This is a genomic window from Streptomyces sp. NPDC001220 (assembly GCF_053597895.1).
Map to the genome: position 1 here is coordinate 14,918 of NZ_JBSFJE010000004.1, position 17,406 is coordinate 32,323.

14 protein-coding genes are annotated in these 17,406 nt (G+C 72.5%); 4 read left to right on the plus strand and 10 right to left on the minus strand.

The features are described from left to right. The first annotated feature begins 90 nt into the window (after positions 1 to 90). Positions 91 to 2,139, plus strand: coding sequence for a phosphocholine-specific phospholipase C (locus ACWDGI_RS10730; RefSeq protein WP_450757522.1), 2,049 nt, complete (start codon positions 91 to 93; stop codon positions 2,137 to 2,139). 67 nt (positions 2,140 to 2,206) lie between these two features. Further along, a complete protein-coding gene (locus ACWDGI_RS10735; protein WP_450757524.1) occupies positions 2,207 to 2,863 on the plus strand; it encodes an LURP-one-related/scramblase family protein in 657 nt (218 codons plus the stop codon). 158 nt (positions 2,864 to 3,021) lie between these two features. Here ACWDGI_RS10735 and ACWDGI_RS10740 read toward each other — a convergent pair whose 3' ends face one another. Continuing rightward, the gene (locus ACWDGI_RS10740) at positions 3,022 to 3,981 is read right to left on the minus strand and encodes a hypothetical protein (protein ID WP_450757526.1); all 960 of its coding nucleotides are present in this window, start codon (positions 3,979 to 3,981) and stop codon (positions 3,022 to 3,024) included. After that, entirely contained in the window at positions 3,978 to 4,775 is a 798-nt protein-coding gene (locus tag ACWDGI_RS10745; protein WP_450757528.1) for a phosphatase PAP2 family protein, read from the minus strand. The genes ACWDGI_RS10740 and ACWDGI_RS10745 overlap by 4 nt, the downstream gene beginning before the upstream one ends. 250 nt (positions 4,776 to 5,025) lie before the next feature. Between ACWDGI_RS10745 and ACWDGI_RS10750 the strand changes: the two genes are divergently transcribed. After that, the gene (locus tag ACWDGI_RS10750) at positions 5,026 to 5,640 is read left to right on the plus strand and encodes a TetR/AcrR family transcriptional regulator C-terminal ligand-binding domain-containing protein (protein ID WP_450757530.1); all 615 of its coding nucleotides are present in this window, start codon (positions 5,026 to 5,028) and stop codon (positions 5,638 to 5,640) included. A 150-nt stretch (positions 5,641 to 5,790) separates the two neighbouring features. Here the strand turns inward: ACWDGI_RS10750 and ACWDGI_RS10755 are convergent, their stop codons facing one another. The 3 genes from ACWDGI_RS10755 to ACWDGI_RS10765 form a co-directional block, all read right to left on the minus strand. Beyond that, entirely contained in the window at positions 5,791 to 6,849 is a 1,059-nt protein-coding gene (locus ACWDGI_RS10755) for a DUF2510 domain-containing protein (protein ID WP_450757532.1), read from the minus strand. Positions 6,850 to 7,193: 344 nt separating this feature from the next. Then, positions 7,194 to 8,336, minus strand: coding sequence for an anhydro-N-acetylmuramic acid kinase (locus ACWDGI_RS10760; RefSeq protein ID WP_450757534.1), 1,143 nt, complete (start codon positions 8,334 to 8,336; stop codon positions 7,194 to 7,196). A 3-nt stretch (positions 8,337 to 8,339) separates the two neighbouring features. Beyond that, positions 8,340 to 9,626, minus strand: a complete 1,287-nt coding sequence (locus ACWDGI_RS10765; RefSeq protein ID WP_450757536.1) for an MFS transporter — start codon at positions 9,624 to 9,626, stop codon at positions 8,340 to 8,342. 181 nt (positions 9,627 to 9,807) lie between these two features. Between ACWDGI_RS10765 and ACWDGI_RS10770 the strand changes: the two genes are divergently transcribed. Next, positions 9,808 to 12,489 (plus strand): ATP-binding protein, encoded by a 2,682-nt coding sequence (locus tag ACWDGI_RS10770; RefSeq protein WP_450757538.1) that lies wholly within the window; start codon positions 9,808 to 9,810, stop codon positions 12,487 to 12,489. Between the two features lie 97 nt (positions 12,490 to 12,586). On the opposite strand, the gene ACWDGI_RS10775 is transcribed toward ACWDGI_RS10770, so the two are convergent. The 5 genes from ACWDGI_RS10775 to pcaH form a co-directional block, all read right to left on the minus strand. Next, complete coding sequence (locus ACWDGI_RS10775) at positions 12,587 to 13,378, minus strand: SDR family NAD(P)-dependent oxidoreductase (RefSeq protein WP_450757540.1); 792 nt, start codon at positions 13,376 to 13,378, stop codon at positions 12,587 to 12,589. A gap of 64 nt (positions 13,379 to 13,442) precedes the next feature. Beyond that, positions 13,443 to 14,576 carry a bifunctional 3-oxoadipate enol-lactonase/4-carboxymuconolactone decarboxylase PcaDC gene (gene pcaDC / locus ACWDGI_RS10780; RefSeq protein ID WP_450757542.1) on the minus strand — a complete coding sequence of 378 codons (1,134 nt, stop codon included), beginning with the start codon at positions 14,574 to 14,576 and terminating at the stop codon, positions 13,443 to 13,445. Further along, entirely contained in the window at positions 14,573 to 15,910 is a 1,338-nt protein-coding gene (pcaB, locus tag ACWDGI_RS10785) for a 3-carboxy-cis,cis-muconate cycloisomerase (protein ID WP_450757544.1), read from the minus strand. The genes pcaDC and pcaB overlap by 4 nt, the downstream gene beginning before the upstream one ends. Next, on the minus strand, positions 15,907 to 16,509 hold the full coding sequence (pcaG, locus tag ACWDGI_RS10790; protein WP_450757546.1) for a protocatechuate 3,4-dioxygenase subunit alpha: 603 nt from the start codon (positions 16,507 to 16,509) through the stop codon (positions 15,907 to 15,909). Before pcaG ends, pcaB begins: the two co-directional genes overlap by 4 nt. Positions 16,510 to 16,515: 6 nt before the next feature. After that, positions 16,516 to 17,289 carry a protocatechuate 3,4-dioxygenase subunit beta gene (gene pcaH, locus ACWDGI_RS10795; protein WP_450757548.1) on the minus strand — a complete coding sequence of 258 codons (774 nt, stop codon included), beginning with the start codon at positions 17,287 to 17,289 and terminating at the stop codon, positions 16,516 to 16,518. Positions 17,290 to 17,406: the final 117 nt, after the last annotated feature.

The following is a 17,406-nucleotide window of genomic DNA, read 5'->3' on the forward strand; positions in this document are numbered from 1 at the left end:
TGACGTTCGATGCCCTTGGAACACTCGCAGCCGCGCACAATCCGCCCTGTTCCGGCCATCCCGTACGCCAGGATGAGAGGTCGCACACCCATGACCGAAGTAAACCGGCGCCGTTTCCTCCAACTCGCAGGCGCCACCACGGCGTTCACCGCGCTGTCCAGCAGCATCCAGCGGGCCGCCGCGCTGCCCGCGAACCACCGCACCGGTTCCATCGAGGATGTCGAGCACATCGTCGTCCTGATGCAGGAGAACCGTTCGTTCGACCACTACTTCGGCACCCTCAGAGGCGTCCGCGGTTTCGGCGACCCGCGTCCGGTCACCCAGAACGACAAGTCGGTGTGGCACCAGTCGAACGGCACCAAGGACATCCTGCCGTTCCACCCGGACGCCGACGACCTGGGCCTCGCCTTCATCCAGGACCTCCCGCACGGCTGGGCCGACACGCACACCGCCGTCAACAACGGCAAGTACGACAAGTGGGTGCCGGCCAAGGGCTCCACGACCATGGCGTACCTGAACCGGGACGACATACCGTTCCACTACGCGCTCGCCGACGCCTTCACCATCTGCGACGCCTACCACTGCTCGTTCATGGGCTCCACCGACCCGAACCGCTACTACCTGTGGACGGGGTACACGGGCAACGACGGCCAGGGCGGCGGCCCGGTCCTCGGCAACGACGAGGCCGGCTACTCCTGGACGACGTACCCCGAGCGCCTGGAGAAGGCGGGTGTCTCCTGGAAGATCTACCAGGACGTCGGCGACGGCCTGGACGCGGCCGGCGGCTGGGGCTGGATCCAGGACGCCTACCGGGGCAACTACGGCGACAACTCGCTGCTCTACTTCAAGCAGTACCAGAACGCCCAGCCCGGCGACCCGCTGTACGACAAGGCCCGCACCGGCACCGACGCCACCAAGGGCGAGGGCTTCTTCGACCGGCTGAAGGCCGACGTCAAGACCGGCAAGCTGCCGCAGATCTCCTGGGTGGTCGCCCCCGAGGCCTTCACCGAGCACCCCAACTGGCCCGCCAACTACGGTGCCTGGTACATCTCCCAGGTCCTCGACGCGCTCACCGCCGACCCGGAGGTCTGGGCCAAGACGGCCCTGTTCATCACGTACGACGAGAACGACGGCTTCTTCGACCACGTCATCCCGCCGTTCCCGGCGGCCTCCGCCGCCCAGGGCAAGTCCACGGTCGACCCGGCCCTGGACCTCTTCAAGGGCGACGCGAGCCACGCCGCCGGCGCCTACGGCCTCGGTCAGCGGGTGCCGATGATCGTGGTCTCCCCGTGGAGCAAGGGCGGTTACGTCTGCTCCGAGACGCTCGACCACACCTCGGTCATCCGGTTCATGGAGAACCGCTTCGGCGTCCACGAGCCGAACATCTCGCCCTGGCGGCGCGCCGTCACCGGCGACCTGACCGCCGCGTTCGACTTCTCCCGCAAGGACACCAAGCCGGTCGCGCTGCCCTCGACCGACGGCTACCGGCCGCCGGACAACAACCGCCACCCCGACTACGTGCCCACCCCGCCCGCCAACCCGGCCCTGCCCAAGCAGGAGCGCGGCTCGCGGCCCACCCGGCCGCTCAGGTACGCCCCGCTGGTGGACGGTTCGCTGGACGCGGCGGCCGGCAAGCTCACGCTGACCTTCGCCTCGGGCGCGCAGGCCGGCGCCGCCTTCCTGGTCACCTCCAACAACCGCACCGACGGCCCCTGGAGCTACACCACCGAGGCCGGCAAGTCCGTCTCCGACACCTGGAACTCGGTGTACTCGGGCGGCTCGTACGACCTGACCGTGCACGGCCCGAACGGGTTCCTGCGCGGTTTCCAGGGACGCGGCAAGGTGGCGGGACCCGAGGTCACCGCCCGGCCGCACGGCGACGACATCGAGCTGACCTTCACCAACAGGGGCAGCGGCACGGTGAAGCTGGAGGTGGCCGACGGGTACGGCGGCCGGGGCCGCACGTTCACGGTGCGTGCCGGGGCCACCGTCAAGCACATCGCCCACCTCAACCACAGTGACCAGTGGTACGACCTGACGGTCACCTCCGAGGGCGACGCGGCCTTTGTGCGGCGGTTCGCGGGGCATGTGGAGAACGGGCGGCCCGGGGTCAGCGACCCGGCGATCAGCACCGTGTGACAAGGGGCTGAGGACCGCATCGTGCGGAACTGATCAGGTACGGGTCATGTCGGGATAGTGTGCCCCGGTGACCACGCAATCGAACACTCCCGCAGACTCGTACCGCGATCCGCACGGTGCGTCCCCGACACTCTTCACCGAGCCGGTACTGGTGGTGAACCAGAAGGCCAAGCTGATCGAGCTGACCAACGAGTACAAGGTCATGGACCAGCACGGCCGGGAAATAGGTTCGGTGGCCGAGGTCGGCCAGAGTGCGCTGAAGAAGATCCTGCGCTTCGTCTCCAGCCTCGACCAGTACATGACCCACCGGCTGGAGATCCGCGACGCGTCCGGGCAGCCGCAGCTGGTGCTGACCCGGCCCGCGAAGATCTTCAAGTCCCGGGTGATCGTGACCCGCCCGGACGGGTCGCAGGTCGGTGAGATCGTCCAGCAGAACATGATCGGGAAGATCAACTTCGCGATGATGGTGGGTGATCAGAAGGTCGGTGCGATCAAGGCGGAGAACTGGCGCGCGTGGAACTTCGCGATCGTCGACCAGGCCGAGACGGAGGTGGCCCGGATCACGAAGACGTGGGAGGGGCTCGCCAAGACGATGTTCACGACCGCCGACAACTACGTGCTGCAGATCCACCACCAGTTGCCGGAGCCGCTGCGGAGCCTGGTGGTGGCGACGGCGCTGACCGTGGACACCGCGCTGAAGCAGGACTCGCGGGGGCTGGGCTGAGGGTCGTCCGCGGCCGGGTGTCGCTCGGCCCGGTCCGTTGGGGGTGCGGTCGGTTGTCGCGCGGCTGGGGGGCCGTGGGGACTGGTCGCGCCCCCGCGGCGGAGCCGCACATCGGTACGGCCCCGCGCCCCTGACGGGCACTTCGGTCCGGGCGCCGCTCAGAGTGCCGTGAGGTGCTCGGTCTCCGGCTTCTGCCGGGGGAGCAGCGCCTGCTCCGCCGCCACTCTCGCCTCCTCCAGGGCCAGCACCGCGGCCACCGGGTGTTCCTCGTCCGGTTCGAGTTCGACCACCCGCGTCGCCGGGGTCACCCGGGTCAGCAGGACCACGCCCCAGGAGGCGAGCCCGGCGCCCGCCAGGGCGAGCAGGATGCCCGCCGCCCCGCCCTGCAGGCCCTGCCCCAGCAGGGTCAGGCCGATGACCGCCGCCGCCATCGGGTTGGACAGGGTGACCACCGCGAGGGGGGCACCCAGGCCGCCACGGTAGGCCGTCTGGGAGAGCAGCAGGCCGCCCACCGCGAACGCGGCCACCAGGAGCGCCACCACGATCACCTGGACGCTCAGCACCGGACCGGAGCGGTCCGTCGCCGCCACCGTCACCGTCTGGGTGAGGGCCGAGGCGACACCCGAGGCGAAGCCGGACGCGGTGGCGTGCCGGAGGCCCGGGCGGGTGCCGGGGCGGGACAGGGCGCCGATCAGGGCGGCGGTCGTACCGGCCACCGCGAGGGCTTCGGTGAGGCTCAGCACCCGATGGGGTGCGGGGCCGGAGGCCGTGACCAGCAGAGCGCCGAGGCCCAGCAGGGTCAGGGCCGTGCCCCGCCACTCCGTCGCGCTGACCCGGCGCCCGGCCACCCGCGCCCCCATCGGCACGGCCGCGACCAGGGTGAGCGCGCCCAGCGGCTGGACGAGGGTGAGCGGGCCGTACTTGAGGGCCACGACGTGCAGGAGCGCGGCGCCCGCGTTGAGGCCGACCGCCGCCCACCAGGCACCGGAGCCGAGCAGTCGTACCAGACCGGCGCCGGCGGTCTTCGACGCGAGCCGTTCCTGGGCGACGGCGGCGGCCGCGTAGGCGACGGCCGAGACCAGGGAGAGGAGAACGGCGATCAGGGTCGCGGTGCTCATCGGGCCGCTCCTACCAGCGCGGGCTCCTCGGACACGAACTCGCGGGTGCGAAGCGAGGTGGGGGTCCCCACGGACGAGGTCTGGGGGCGGATCAGGGCCAGGGCGGCGCCGAGCATCGCGGTGGCGACGATCGCGTCCAGCCAGTAGTGGTTCGCGGTGCCCACGATCACCAGCAGGGTGATCGCCGGGTGCAGCAGCCACAGCATGCGCCACCGGGAGCGGGTCGCGACGATCAGGCCGATCGCCACCATCAGGGCCCAGCCGAAGTGCAGCGAGGGCATCGCCGCGAACTGGTTGGAGAGGTGGTCGCTGGCCGGCGGGCCGTAGACGGAGGGGCCGTAGACCCGGCCCGTGTCGACGAGGCCGGTGGCGGCCAGCATCCGCGGCGGTGCCAGCGGGAACGTGAAGGGGAGTACCAGGGCGGCGGCGGTGACCACGGCGAGGACCCGGCGGGCCCAGACGTAGTGCGCGGGCCGCTTCAGGTAGAGCCAGACCAGAAAGGCCAGCGTGGCCGGGAAATGAACCGTGGCGTAGTAGGTGTTGGCCAGGTGGACGAGGGTGTCGCCGTGCAGCAGCGCCGACTGCACGTCGATCTCCGAGGGCAGATGCAGCGTCCGTTCGAGGTCCCAGATCCGGTGGGCGTTGTGCAGTGCCTCGGCGGTGTGGCCGGTGGCCAGCTGCCGCCCGAACTTGTAGACGAGGAAGAGCCCTGCGACTAGCAGGAGCTCACGGACCAGCGGTGGCCGGGCTATCTCCCCCGGCTCCGCTGCTGCCGACTCGGACTGGGATCTCATCCCAGGCCCCCTCACTGACGGTGGTGCTGTGCCGAGTCCGGGCGGTGGCCCGAACTCACCGATACTCATCGATACGACAGCGTACCGATACGCGGCTGTACCGATACGCCACTGTACCGATACGGCCGTGTACCGGTACAGTGGCGTATCGATAGACGTAGGCCACACTGGTTGTAGGTTTCCGCCCGGGCCGAACGGGGGGCGGGGACCAGGTGATCCGTAAGTGATGCGCGAGTGAGGAGCAGGGCACATGACGTCGCAGGCCGCGGACGAACCGGAGACGGTTGCCGCCTCGCGCCGCTCCAAGATCACGCCGGAGCGTGAGCGGGAGTTCTTCGATGCCGTGCTCGAACAGATCCGCGAATGCGGCTACGACTCGGTGACCATGGAAGGGGTCGCCTCCAGCACCCGGTGCAGCAAGTCCACGCTCTACCGGCAGTGGAAGACCAAGCCGCAGTTCGTCGCGGCCGCGCTGCGGGCCAGCCGCGAGGTACGCTTCGGCGGCGTCGACACCGGGTCACTCGCCGAGGACCTGCGCGAGGTAGCGCGGGCCGCGGGCGCCTGGACCCGCAAGGACACCAAGCTGCTCCAGGCGCTGGGGCACGCGATGCACTCGGACGAGGAACTGGCGCAGGCGCTGCGCGAGGCGCTCGTCGAACCCGAGATCGCCGCGCTCCAGGAGATCCTGCTCCGCGGTGTCGAGCGCGGCGAGGTGCCCGAGGGCCACCCCGCGCTGGACTACGTGCCCGCCATGATGTTCGGCGTTCTGCGGGTACGGCCCGTGCTCACCGGCGAGTACGCCGACGCCGACTATCTCGTCCGTTTCGTGGAGGCCGTGGCGCTGCCCGCACTCGGACTGACCTAGACCCAGGCCGCCGTCCTCGGGATGACTGGACGGTGACCTGCTCGCGCCGCACCGTGGGGACGGGGGCGGCGCGCACCCCCCGGCCGGGTGGGGCTCCCCTTTGAGCGGAGGGGCGCTCCACCCGGCCGATCGGCGTTCTGGGCGGGCGGGTCAGACGGTCTGGCCGTCGCCGCCGCCGGAGGACACCTTGATGCCCTTGGTGATGTCGTCGATCACGGACTGGCTCTGGCCGACGTCGACACCGAACCGGACCACCACGATCTGCTGGGCGTTGGAGGGTGACGGGAAGGCCAGCGACTCGACATAACCGTCGGCGCCCTTGCTGGTCACCGCCTTCCAGCGGACCAGATAACCCTTCTGCCCGGCCACGGTGACGGCCTTGGAGGCCAGCACCTCGTGCGAGGTGATCGAGCCGTAGGTCTTGCCGCCGTACGACTCCGTGGCGTTGGCCGAGATGTCCGCCTTGGCGACCTCCTCGGCGGTGTCCCCCTTGGTGCCCAGCACCAGCGCGGGCGCCGAGTAGGCGCCGCCGGCGGTGCAGGTCTGGGAGGTGTCGCCGGGGCATTTGTAGGAGTCGTCGGACGTGATCTGGGCGCCGACGTTGATCGCCTGCCCGGTCCAGCCCTTCGGCACCGGGATGCCGATGGCGTTGATGGAGTCCGACACCGTTCCGCCGCCCTGGACCTTCGGAGCCTCGGACTGGCCGGGCGACGGCGACGCGCCGCCGTCGGAACCGCCCGAGCCCGAGCCGCCGCCGGACCCCGAGCCGCCCGACCCGCCGAACGGGAAGCCCTGCCCGCCGTTCTGCCCCTCGGGCCCGCCCTGGCCGGAACCGCCGCTCCGGCCGCCCTGCTGCGAGGCCTGTCCGCCGCCGTCGGCGCTGCCGTTGCCGGTGAGCGCCCACGCGCTCACCCCGATGACGGCGAGGACCGCCACGGCGACACCGACGGCCACCCCGGTGCGCAGCCCGCGCTTCCCGGTGGCCGGCGGCGCCGGATACCCCGGATGACCCGGATAGGCCGGGTAGGCCGGGTAGGCCTGGTAGGGCCCCTCGGCCGGCGATTGCGGCGGGGGACCCCAGTCGGCACCCGACCCGGCGGGGCGGGTCTGCTCCGTCCACGCCTTGCCGTCCCACCAGCGCTCAGTGGCCGGACCGTCACTTGTCTGCCCGGGGTCGGGGTACCACCCGGGGGGAGTCACCTGCGTCATGCCCCCACCGTAAGAGGCGTCGGTGAAAGTCGGATGAGAGGATCCGGCGACTTTTGATGAACCGACCCCGGGCACTCCGCTCGACCCGCAGCCGAGCCGCAGCCGAACCGCCTATGGAGCCGTCGGACTCCGTTCGACCCACAGCGGAGCCGCCGTACCGAGCCCTCGGATGCCGATCGTCCCGCAGCGGAGCCGCCGTACCGAGCCGTCGGACTCCGTTCGACCCACAGCGGAGCCGCCCTACCGAGCCCTCGGATGCCGATCGTCCCGCAGCGGAGCCGCCGTACCGAGCCCTCGGAGTCCGTTCAGCCCGCACACGAGCCGCCGCGACAAGTCGTCGCACTTCACTCGATCCGCAGCCGTACCGGCGGGTTCGGGGCCTGCGGTGGCAGCCGCAGGCCGTGCCGACCCGGGGTCAGGGAGCCCAGGACGCTCGGGTGGCGGGCGCCGGTGGCGGTCGGGGCGGTGCCCGGCAGACCGTGTGCGGTGAGGAAACCGAGGACCGCGAAGGCGTACGCCTCCTTCGCCGCCGAGGGCAGACCGAGTTCGTCCGAGGCGCGGACGGGGGTCTTCGGGAGCAGGGCGCGAAGCAGCCGCATCAGCACCGGGTTGCGGGTGCCGCCGCCCGAGGCGATCACCTCGGTGGCTCCCACGCCGCGTACCGCGTCCGCCACCGTCCGGGCCGTCAGCTCGGTGAGCGTCGCCAGCGCGTCCTCGGCCGCCAGGTCCTGTGGTGCCCGCCAGTACCCGGCGTGGAACAGCTCCTTGCCGGTCGTCTTCGGCGCGGGCAGCGCGTAGTACGGGTCCGCCAGCAGCCGGTCCAGCAGGGGGCGATGGGGCCGGCCGCGCGCCGCCAGCGCCCCGTCCACGTCGTACGTCAGCCGCCCGCCGGTGAACTCCCGGGCCGCGGCGTCCATCAGCGCGCACCCCGGCCCGGTGTCGAAGGCCGTGCCGTCCGGCGCGGTGAGGTTGGCGATCCCCCCGATGTTCAGCGCCACCGGCGTGCCCGGCCGGCCGCGCAGCCACAGCAGGTCGACCAGGCTCACCAGCGGCGCGCCCTGGCCACCGGCGGCCACGTCCCGCGGCCGGAAGTCGGCGACCACCGGCAGCCCCGTCGCCTCCGCGATCCAGGCCGACTGCCCGAGCTGCAGTGTCCCGTGCACCCGGCCGCCGTCCACCCAGTGATAGACGGTCTGCCCGTGCGAGGCCACCAACTCGGCCCGTCCGCCGCACAGCTCACGATTCGCCCGGCAGGCCGCCGCCGCGAACGCCTGCCCGATCCGGGTGTCCAGCAGACACACCCGCGCCAGCGGCACGGCCGCCGGCGGCAGCGCGCCCGCGAGGGCCTCGCGCAACTCGTCGTCGTAGGGCGTGCTCACCAGCCCCAGCGGCTTCAGCAGCAGCGTGTCACCGGCCAGGCGCAGCTCGGCGGCCGCCGCGTCGACCGCGTCGTACGACGTCCCGGACATCAGACCGATCACCAGCACCGCTCAGCCCGCCTTCGTCTCCCGTGGCCTCGCCAGCGCGAGCACGCTGACCGCGCAGGTCGCCGCCGCGTAGTAGCCGGGAACGTCCAGGTTCCCGGTGCGCTTGACCGCCTCCGTGATGATGAGGCCCGCACAGCCCGAGAAGACGGCATTGGACAGGGCGTAGGCGAGTCCCAGCCCCGTGCAGCGGGCGCGCGCCGGGAACATCTCTGCCAGCAGCGCGGGCCCCGGCCCGGCCATCAGCCCCACCACCGCGCCGGCACCGCACAGGGCCGCGCCCTTCACCCCGGCGGGCACCCCGCCGTCCTGGAGGAGGTCGAGCAGCGGCAGGGCCAGCACGACCACGAGACCGGCGCCCGTCAGCATCACCGGCCGCCGCCCCACCCGGTCGCTGAGCAGCCCCGCCGGGAGGATCGCCGCCGCGAAACCCAGGTTCGCCAGCACGGTCGCCAGCAGCGCCGCACGGAAGCCGGTGTGCAGCGCGGTCTGGAGGTAGGACGGCAGCACGACCAGGAAGGTGTACCCGGCCGCCGACCAGCCCATCACCCGCCCGACGGCCAGCGCGACCGCCCCGGCCGACACCCGCGCCGCCCGTACCTCCGGCTCCCGCACCTCCGGCTCCCGGAACTCCGGTGTCTCGTCCAGCCCCACCCGCAGCCACAGCGCCAGCGCGCCCAGCGGCAGCGCCAGCAGGAACGGCAACCGCCAGCCCCATGAACCCAGCTGATTTTCCGTCAGAACGGAGGCGAGCCCGGCCGCCAGGCCCGCCCCGCCCAGCAGCCCCAGCGCCACGGTGAACGACTGCCACGCCCCGTACAGCCCCCGCCGCCCCGGCGGCGCGAACTCCGTCAGCATCGCCACCGCGCCACCGAACTCCCCTCCAGCGGACAGTCCCTGAACGGCCCTCAGGAGCGTCAGCAGCCAGGGCGCGAGCGCACCGGCCTGCGCATACGTCGGCAGCAGGCCGATGAGCGCCGTGGCACCCGTCATCAGCGCGACCACGAGAATCAGCACCGGCCGCCGGCCGAGCCGGTCGGCCAGCCTGCCGAACAGGGCCGCGCCCAGCGGTCGGAAGAAGAACGCCAGCCCGAACGAGGCATAGGTGCGCACCAGCCCCTCGGCCGCGCTGCCGCCCATCGGGGTGAAGAACCGCTCGGCGACAACGGTCGCGAAATAGCCGTAGACACCGAACTCGTACCACTCGATGAAGTTGCCCACCGAGCCCGCCGCCAGCGCCCGCAGCGGACGATTCCGTTCCCGAACTGCCCGATCTTCGAAACTCAGCTTCATTTCCACGCCTGTTGACGGTCCGTTCGCTCGACAGCGGCAGGTCGGGGCCGTCACGCGTCGTCCCGCCGCACCCGCTGTCACCCGTCACGGCAACAGCTGCCCGGACCCGCCTCCGGACAGCCAACAGGACGGCTACGCTCGTGGTCTGTACGTCGTTCGGGCGACTTGGGGAGGCAACGGGATGACGGAGGAACTACCCCTGGAGGGCTCCTCTGCTCCCCTCTGGGAGCGCGACGCGGAGATCACCGCCATCACCGAGGCGCTCGACCTCCTCTGCGCCGACCGGTCCAGCTCCGGGAACCTGCTGGTCCTGCGCGGCGAGGCCGGACTCGGCAAGACCGCGCTGCTGGCCGAGACCCGCCGGATCGCCCAGCGCCGCGGCTGCACCGTCTGGTCCACCCGCGGCGGCGAGACCCTGCGCAGCGTTCCCTTCAACGTGGTACGGCAGCTGCTCCAGCCGGCCCTGGTCTCCCTGCACCCCGACGAGGCCCGGGAGTACCTCGGCGACTGGTACGACATCGCCGGCCCCGCCCTCGGCATCACCGACCCGGGCGAGCGCCAGGCAGACCCGCAGGGCGTCTGCGACGGCCTGGTCGCCGCCGTCCGCCGGCTGGCCAAACGCGACTGGCCGCTGGTGCTGCTGATCGACGACGCGCACTGGGCCGACCAGGAGACCCTGGCCTGGCTCGCCGCCTTCGCGGAGCGCCTCGACGACCTGCCCGTGCTCGTCCTGGTCGCCCGCCGCCCCGGCGAGGTCAGCGGCGACAGCGCCCGCTACCTCGACATCGTGGCCGCCGCGGCCGTGAACCCCGTGCACAACCTCAGCGCCCTCACCCCGGACGCCACCGCCGGACTGACCCTCGCCACCCTCGGCGCACACGCCGACGCCCCGTTCTGCCGCGAGGTCTGGGCCGTCACCGGCGGCAACCCCTACGAGACCGTCGAGCTCCTCGCCAAGGTCCAGGACAGCGAGGTCGAACCCGTCGAGGCCCGGGCCGGCGAACTGCGCGCGCTCAACCGGTCGGCCCGCGGTGGCGGACTCGTCACCCGCCTCGAAGGCCTCGGCATCGACGCCACCCGGTTCGCCTGGGCCGCCGCCATCCTCGGCACCGGCATCTCCGTCGACCTGGTCGCCCAGCTCGCCACCATGACCGTGGAGGACGCCGGGCGCTGCGCCGAACTGCTGCGCAGCGCCCGTATCCTCACCGCACCCGACCCGGCCGGCTCCCGCTCCCACGCCGGCGACCTGGAGTTCGTCCATCCGCTGATCGCCAGCGCCGTCTACAACTCCATCCCGCCGGCGATGTGCACCGCCATGCACGGCATCGCCGCCCAGATCGTCATCGACGACGGCCGGGGCATCGCCGAGGCCTCCCGCCATCTGCTGAAGGTGCATCCGGACGACGACGAGGAACTCGTCCAGCAGCTGCGGGACGCGGCCAAGGAACACCTCGCCGTCGGCGCCCCGGACGCGGCGCGCCGCTGCCTCGAACGCGCCCTGCTGGAACCGCCCGTACCCGAGGTCCACGCGCGCGTGCTCTACGAACTGGGCTGCGCCACCCTGCTCACCAAGCCCGCGGTCACCATCGGCCATCTGCGGAGCGCGCTCGGCATGCCCGGCCTCGGCGGCGCCGAACGCGTCGACGCCGTCTTCCGCCTCTCCCAGGCCCTCCTCCACAACGACCAGCTGGAGGAGGCCGTCCGCACGGTCGAGGCGGAGGCCGCCCGGCACGAGGAGGGCCCCGCCAGACTCCGGCTCCAGGCCGTCCAGTTCATGTGGGAGGGCATCGCCGGCGAGGCGGTCTCCCCGCGCCGCTCCGAACGCCTCGGCGAGCTCGCCGACACCTGCACCGGCCGGGACAACTCCGAACGTGCCCTGCTGATGCTGCGCGGCTTCGACCTCCTCATCCAGGGGGAGAGCGCCGAAGAGGTCGTGGAGCTGTGCGACCGCGCCCTCGTCAACGGCCGGCTCGCTCCCGGACTCGGCTGGACCGACACCGAGTGGGGCATCGAGCTGCTGCTGATGCTCGCCAACGCCTACGTCTACACCGACCGCCTCGACCGCGCGGAGAGCCTCTACAACGAGGCCCTGCGCGCCTACGAGTCCGCCGGCTGGAGCGGCGGCCATCTCGCCCTCGCCCACGCCTACGTGGGCCTCGCCCACCGCAGGCGCGGCCGGCTCCGGGACGCGGAGATATCCCTGCGGGAGTCCTTGCGGATCGCCGAGCGGGTCGGCCGCAGACTCCCGCTGTACTGGACCGCCACCTGCAACCTGGTCGACACGCTGCTCGCCCGCGGCCATGTCCAGCAGGCCTGGGAGACGGCCGAGCAGTACGGTTTCGCACCGCCGTACCCCTCCACGATCGTGATGCCGGACCCGCGGTCCGTGCGCGGCCGGCTGCTGCTGGCCGTCGGCCGGACGAAGGAGGCCGTCAACGAACTGGAGGCCGCCGAGAAGGCGGCCGCCGCACGCGGTCACTTCAATCCGGTGGTGGTGCCCTGGGCGCTCGACCTCGCCCGGGCCCTCGCGGGCGAGGACCCGGCGCGGGCGGCACAACTGACGGCGGACGCACGGCGGCAGGCCGAGCGGTTCGGCACGGACACGGCGATCGGTGAGGCCCTGAGGTGCGCTGCCGCGCTGGAGACCGGGCAGCGGCAGGTGCGGCTCGCCTCGCAGGCGGTCGCCTATCTGGAGGCGTCGCCCTGCCAGTACGAGCACGCGGCGGCGCGGGTGGAGTACGGGATCGCCGCGCGGTCGGTGGCCGAGCTGAACCGGGGGCTGGCGCTGGCCAGGTTGTGCGGGGCGGACGGGTTGGTCGCTCAGGCGCGGGAGGTTCTCGGTACGGGAAGGGGGTTGCGTTGACCGGTGCGTCGCGGGCTGCGGGCGCGTGGGGGCTTGTCGTGCCCGCCCGGCGGTAGCCGCAAGTCGATACGGCCCCGCGCCGCCAAAAGAAGGGGTGCTACAGGGACAGGAGTTGATCGGTGACTGCTGAGAGACGTTTCTGTACATCCCTGTCGTACGCCCCCGCGTGCGCCCTGTCGGGATTCGTGCCGTCGAAGTAACCCCCCGTCCCCAAGTCCCCCGTTGCCAGGGCGAGGACGCCCGGCGCGCCGTCCGCCACCGTGTTCCACGGCGCCACCCCGCCCTCCCGCACCATCGCCGTGTCCATGAAAGTCGCGGGGTGCAGGACGTTCACCGAGACCCCCGTGCCCGCCAGCTCCTCCGCCAGGGTGAAGGTGTGCGCCGCCAGGGCGAACTTGGCCCGGCAATAGGCCGCGAAGCCCTGGTAGCCGCGGGTGAACTCGGGGTCGTCGAAGTCCAGGGGCTCCTGGCCTGCCGAGCCCACGTTGACGATCCGGGCCGGGGTGCGGGCGCGCAGGACCGGCAGCAGGGCGTGGGTCAGGGCCACCGGGGCCAGGTAGTTGACGGCCAGCCGCAGTTCGTGGCCGTCGGCGCTCAGCTCGCGCCCGGCGCCGGGCGTACCGGCGCCGACGCCCGCGTTGTTGATCAGCACGTCCAGGTCGGGACGCGCCTCGGCGACCCGCGCGCCCAGCTCGCGGACCTGTGCCAGCGAGGCCAGGTCCGCGACGAAGCCCTCCGCGTCGCCCTCGGTGCGCAGCTCCCGGACCAGTGCGTCGGTACGGCCCGGATCCCGGCCGTGCGCGAGGACGACATGGCCGGAGCGGACCAGCTCGAAGGCGACGTACCGGCCGAGCCCGGAGGTGGCACCGGTGATCAGAATGGTGGACATGCTGCCAGCGTAGGCACGCGCCACCGCCGGTTGCTTGATACTGCTGGGGCTACGACTGCCAGGGTCACCCTTCGTCCTCCTCCGCCGGCTCCTCCGCCAGCACCCGCTGGGCCGCCGCGAACGCCGAGTTCGCCGCCGGGACCCCGCAGTACACGGCCGTCTGCAGCAGCACCGCGCCGATCTCCTCCGGGGTGAGCCCGTTGCGCCGGGCGGCCCGCACATGCATGGCCAGCTCGTCGTAGTGGCCGTGCGCGACCAGCGCGGTGAGGGTGATCATGCTGCGTTCGCGCCGGGAGAGGGTCGGGTCGGTCCAGATCTCGCCCCAGGCGTAGCGCGAGATGAAGTCCTGGAAGCGGGCCGTGAACGGCGTCTGGCGGGCCTGCGCCCGGTCGACGTGGGCGTCGCCCAGCACCTCCCGGCGCACCGCCATGCCCCGCTTGGCGCCACCGCCGAGGTGCGAGCGGAGCGCGGTGAGGACGGCCTCGGGACACTGCGCGGGCGCCAGGTGCGAGGCGCCCGGCAGCTCGACCAGCGTGGATGCCGCAACCGCGTCCGCGATCTCCCGCAGATGCGGCGGCGGGGTCGCCGGATCCCGACGGCCCGCGATCAGCAGGGTGCGTACGGCGATCTCGCCGAGCCGGTCCCGCAGGTCGAAGGCGGCCAGCGCGTCGCAGCAGGCGGCGTACGCCTCCGGGTCCACCGTCCGCTGGTCCTCGACGAGGCGCGGCACGGTGAAGCCGGGCGTGAACCAGCGGCTGCCCGCGTTCTCCGCGAGCCACTCCACGCCCTCCCGGCGGACCCGCTCGGCCCGTTCCTCCCAGGGCCCGGACCCGTTGAAGTGGGCGGAGGAGCAGATCACGGCGAGGCTCTCCAGCCGGTCCGGGTGGTGGACGGCCAGGTGCAGGCCGACCGCGCCGCCCAGCGACACCCCGGCATACGCGAACCGCTCGATGCCGAGCGAGTCGGCGAGCGTGAGCACCAGGCCCGCGAGGTCACCGACGGTCGCTCCCGCCTTGACCAGACCGGGTGCCGAACCGCCGTGCCCCGGCAGGTCCCAGCGCACCACCCGGTGGCCGGTGGACAGTTCGGGCGCCACCGCGTCCCACAGCGCGTACGAGGTGCCGAGCGACGGTCCGAGCAGCAGCGGGGGAGCGGAATCGGGGCCTTCGGCACGGTGGTTGAGGAGGTTCTCGGTCAACGTCGCTCCAGTGCACGGTCGGTGAGGGCGCCGGCGGAGCCGGTGTAGCGGGCCGGGTCGGTCAGGTCGTCGAGGTCGATGTCCTTCAGTCCGGGCTCCTCGGCGAGGAGTTCACGCAGCGGGCGCTGCTCGGCGTGGGTACGGCGGGCGAGTTCGGTGAGCAGCTCCTTCGCGCGCGCCCGGCCGAGCACGGGGGCCAGCGCGGCGGACAGCCGCTCGGAGACGATCAGCCCACGGGTGAGATCCAGGTTCCGGCGCATCGCCCCCGGGTGCACGCGCAGCCCCTCCGTCAGCTCCGCGGTGTCCCGGGCCGCGCCCCCGACCGCGCGCAGCAGATCCCGCAACGGCTCCCACTCGGCGTGCCAGGCACCGGCCGGCCGCTCGTCCTCCGCGACCAGGGAGCCGTACAGGACGGCCGCGAGCTGCGGGGCCCGCCGGGCGGCGGCCGTGACGAGCGTGGACCGCACGGGGTTCGCCTTGTGCGGCATCGCCGACGAACCACCCCCGCTGCCCTCCGAGAGCTCGCCGATCTCGGTACGGGACAGCGTCAGCACATCCACGGCGAGCTTGCCCAGCGCGCCGGCCGTGACGGCGAGACACCCGGCGAGATCGGCGACCGGCGTACGCAGCGTGTGCCACGGCAACAGCGGCACGGCGAGCCGGAGTTCATGAGCGTACGCCGCGGGCAGCTCTTCGACGGCTTCCGCGCCGTATGCTCCGAAGGCCGCCAACGTGCCCGCCGCGCCGCCGAGTTGCACGGGCAGTGACTCCCGGACCCGCACCACGCGGTCCCGGGCGTCCAGGACCAGCGAACGCCAGCCGGCCGCCTTCAGCCCGAAGGTCGTCGGTACGGCGTGCTGCGTGAGCGTACGGCCCGGCATCGGCGTGTCACGGTGCTCGGCGGCCGTCCGGGCCAGCGCCTGCTCGATACGCCCGAGGTCGGCGAGGACCAGGTCCAGGGTACGGGCGGCGATCAGCATCGTCGCCGTGTCCATGATGTCCTGGCTGGTGGCGCCCCGGTGCACATAGGGCCCGTACTCCGTGCCGACCGCCTTCGTCAGATCGGCGACCAGCGGGATGACCGGGTTGCCGCCGGCACGGGCGCGCTCCGCGAGCGAGCCGACGTCGAAGCGGTCGGCGCCGGCCGCCTCCGTCACGGCCGCCGCGGCCTCGGCCGGGGCCAGCCCCAGGGCGGCCTGGGCGCGGGTGAGGGCCGCCTCCGCGTCGAGGAGCGCCCGCAGCCAGGCGGCGTCTCCGGTGGCGGACGCGGCGGCGGACTCGGCCCACCCGGGACCGAGCAGCCCGACGTCGCCGCCGTGACCCGCTGTCGTCACCGGAACTCCAGGAAGACCGTCTCGCCCTCGCCCTGAAGGCGGATGTCGAAACGGTAGGTCCCCCGGCCCTCGTCGCCCGCGATCAGCGTGTCCCGTCGCTCGCCCACCCGGGTGAGCAGCGGGTCGGCGCCGAGCGCGGTGTCGTCGCCCGGCAGATAGATCCGGGTGAACAGGTGCATCAGCAGCCCGCGGGCGAAGACGCACACGCTGAGGTAGGGCGCGCTGTCGCCGCGGGCACCCGGCCGCAGCGTCCGCGCGTACCAGTGCCCGCCGGCGTCCGTCTGCATCCGCCCCCAGCCGGTGAACTCCACGCCGTTGCGGCCGAGGTGGTCACCGGACGCCGGGTCGCGGCGAAGCGAACCGTCGGTGGTGGAGACGTTCCCTTCGGGGTCCGCACCCCACAGCTCCACGAACGCGTCGGGCAGCGGGTTGCCCTCGCCGTCGAGGATGTATCCGTGGACCGTGATCGTGTCCGGGTGGCCGAGGGGTGCGATCTCCTCGCCGCCGCGGAACGGCAGCGCGTAGCCGTAGAACGGTCCGACCGTGTGCGACGGGGTGGGCGGCACCTGCTCCGGGCTACTTGTGTCGGTCTTCGTCATGGCAGCTCAGCGCCCTTCTTCGAGCCAGGTGGCGTGCGGGCCGTCCAGCACGATGTCCCAGTGGTAGCCCATCGAGAACTCCGGCACGGACAGGCTGTGGTCGTAGGTCGCGACCAGGCGCTGCCGGGCCGCGTCGTCCGTCACCGACTGGATGATCGGGTCGTACGGGAACAGCGGGTCGCTCGGAAAGTACATCTGCGTGACGAGCCGCTGGGTGAACGCCGTGCCGAACATCGAGAAGTGGATGTGGGCCGGACGCCACGCGTTGAGGTGGTTGCGCCAGGGGTAGGGGCCAGGCTGGACGGTGGTGAAGCGGTAGCCGCCGTCGGCGTCGGTGATCGTACGCCCGACACCCGTGAAGTTCGGGTCGAGCGGGGCATCGTGCTGCTCGCGCTGGTGGGCGTAGCGCCCCGCCGAGTTGGCCTGCCAGATCTCGATCAGCTGGCCCCGGACCGGCCGGCCGTCCCGGTCCAGCAGCCGCCCGGAGACGGTGATCCGCTCACCGACGGGCTCGCCGGTGTGCTGGCGGGTCAGATCACTGTCCATCCCGGTGATGTCCCGCTCCCCGAACGCGGGGGAGTGCAGCTCCACCAGCTCCGGATCCCTGCTGGTGTCGATGGCGACCAGGGGTTGTTTCGGATGCCGGAGAACGGAGGACCGGTAGGGGGCGTAGTCCCGGCGGGGGTGATGCTCGACGGGACCGCCTTCGGCCACCCGCTTCTCGTAGGCGGAGTGTTCGGCGGCGATCTCGACGTCGATGTCGGCTTGGGTGAGAGTCATGAGAAGTCCTTGAGTGAAGCGCCCTGTCTTCAGGGGCGCGGGGCTGTATCGATCCATCGGCCACCGCCTCCCCCGGCGGTGGCGACCACCTCGTCCATCCGTGAAGCCCATCTTGAT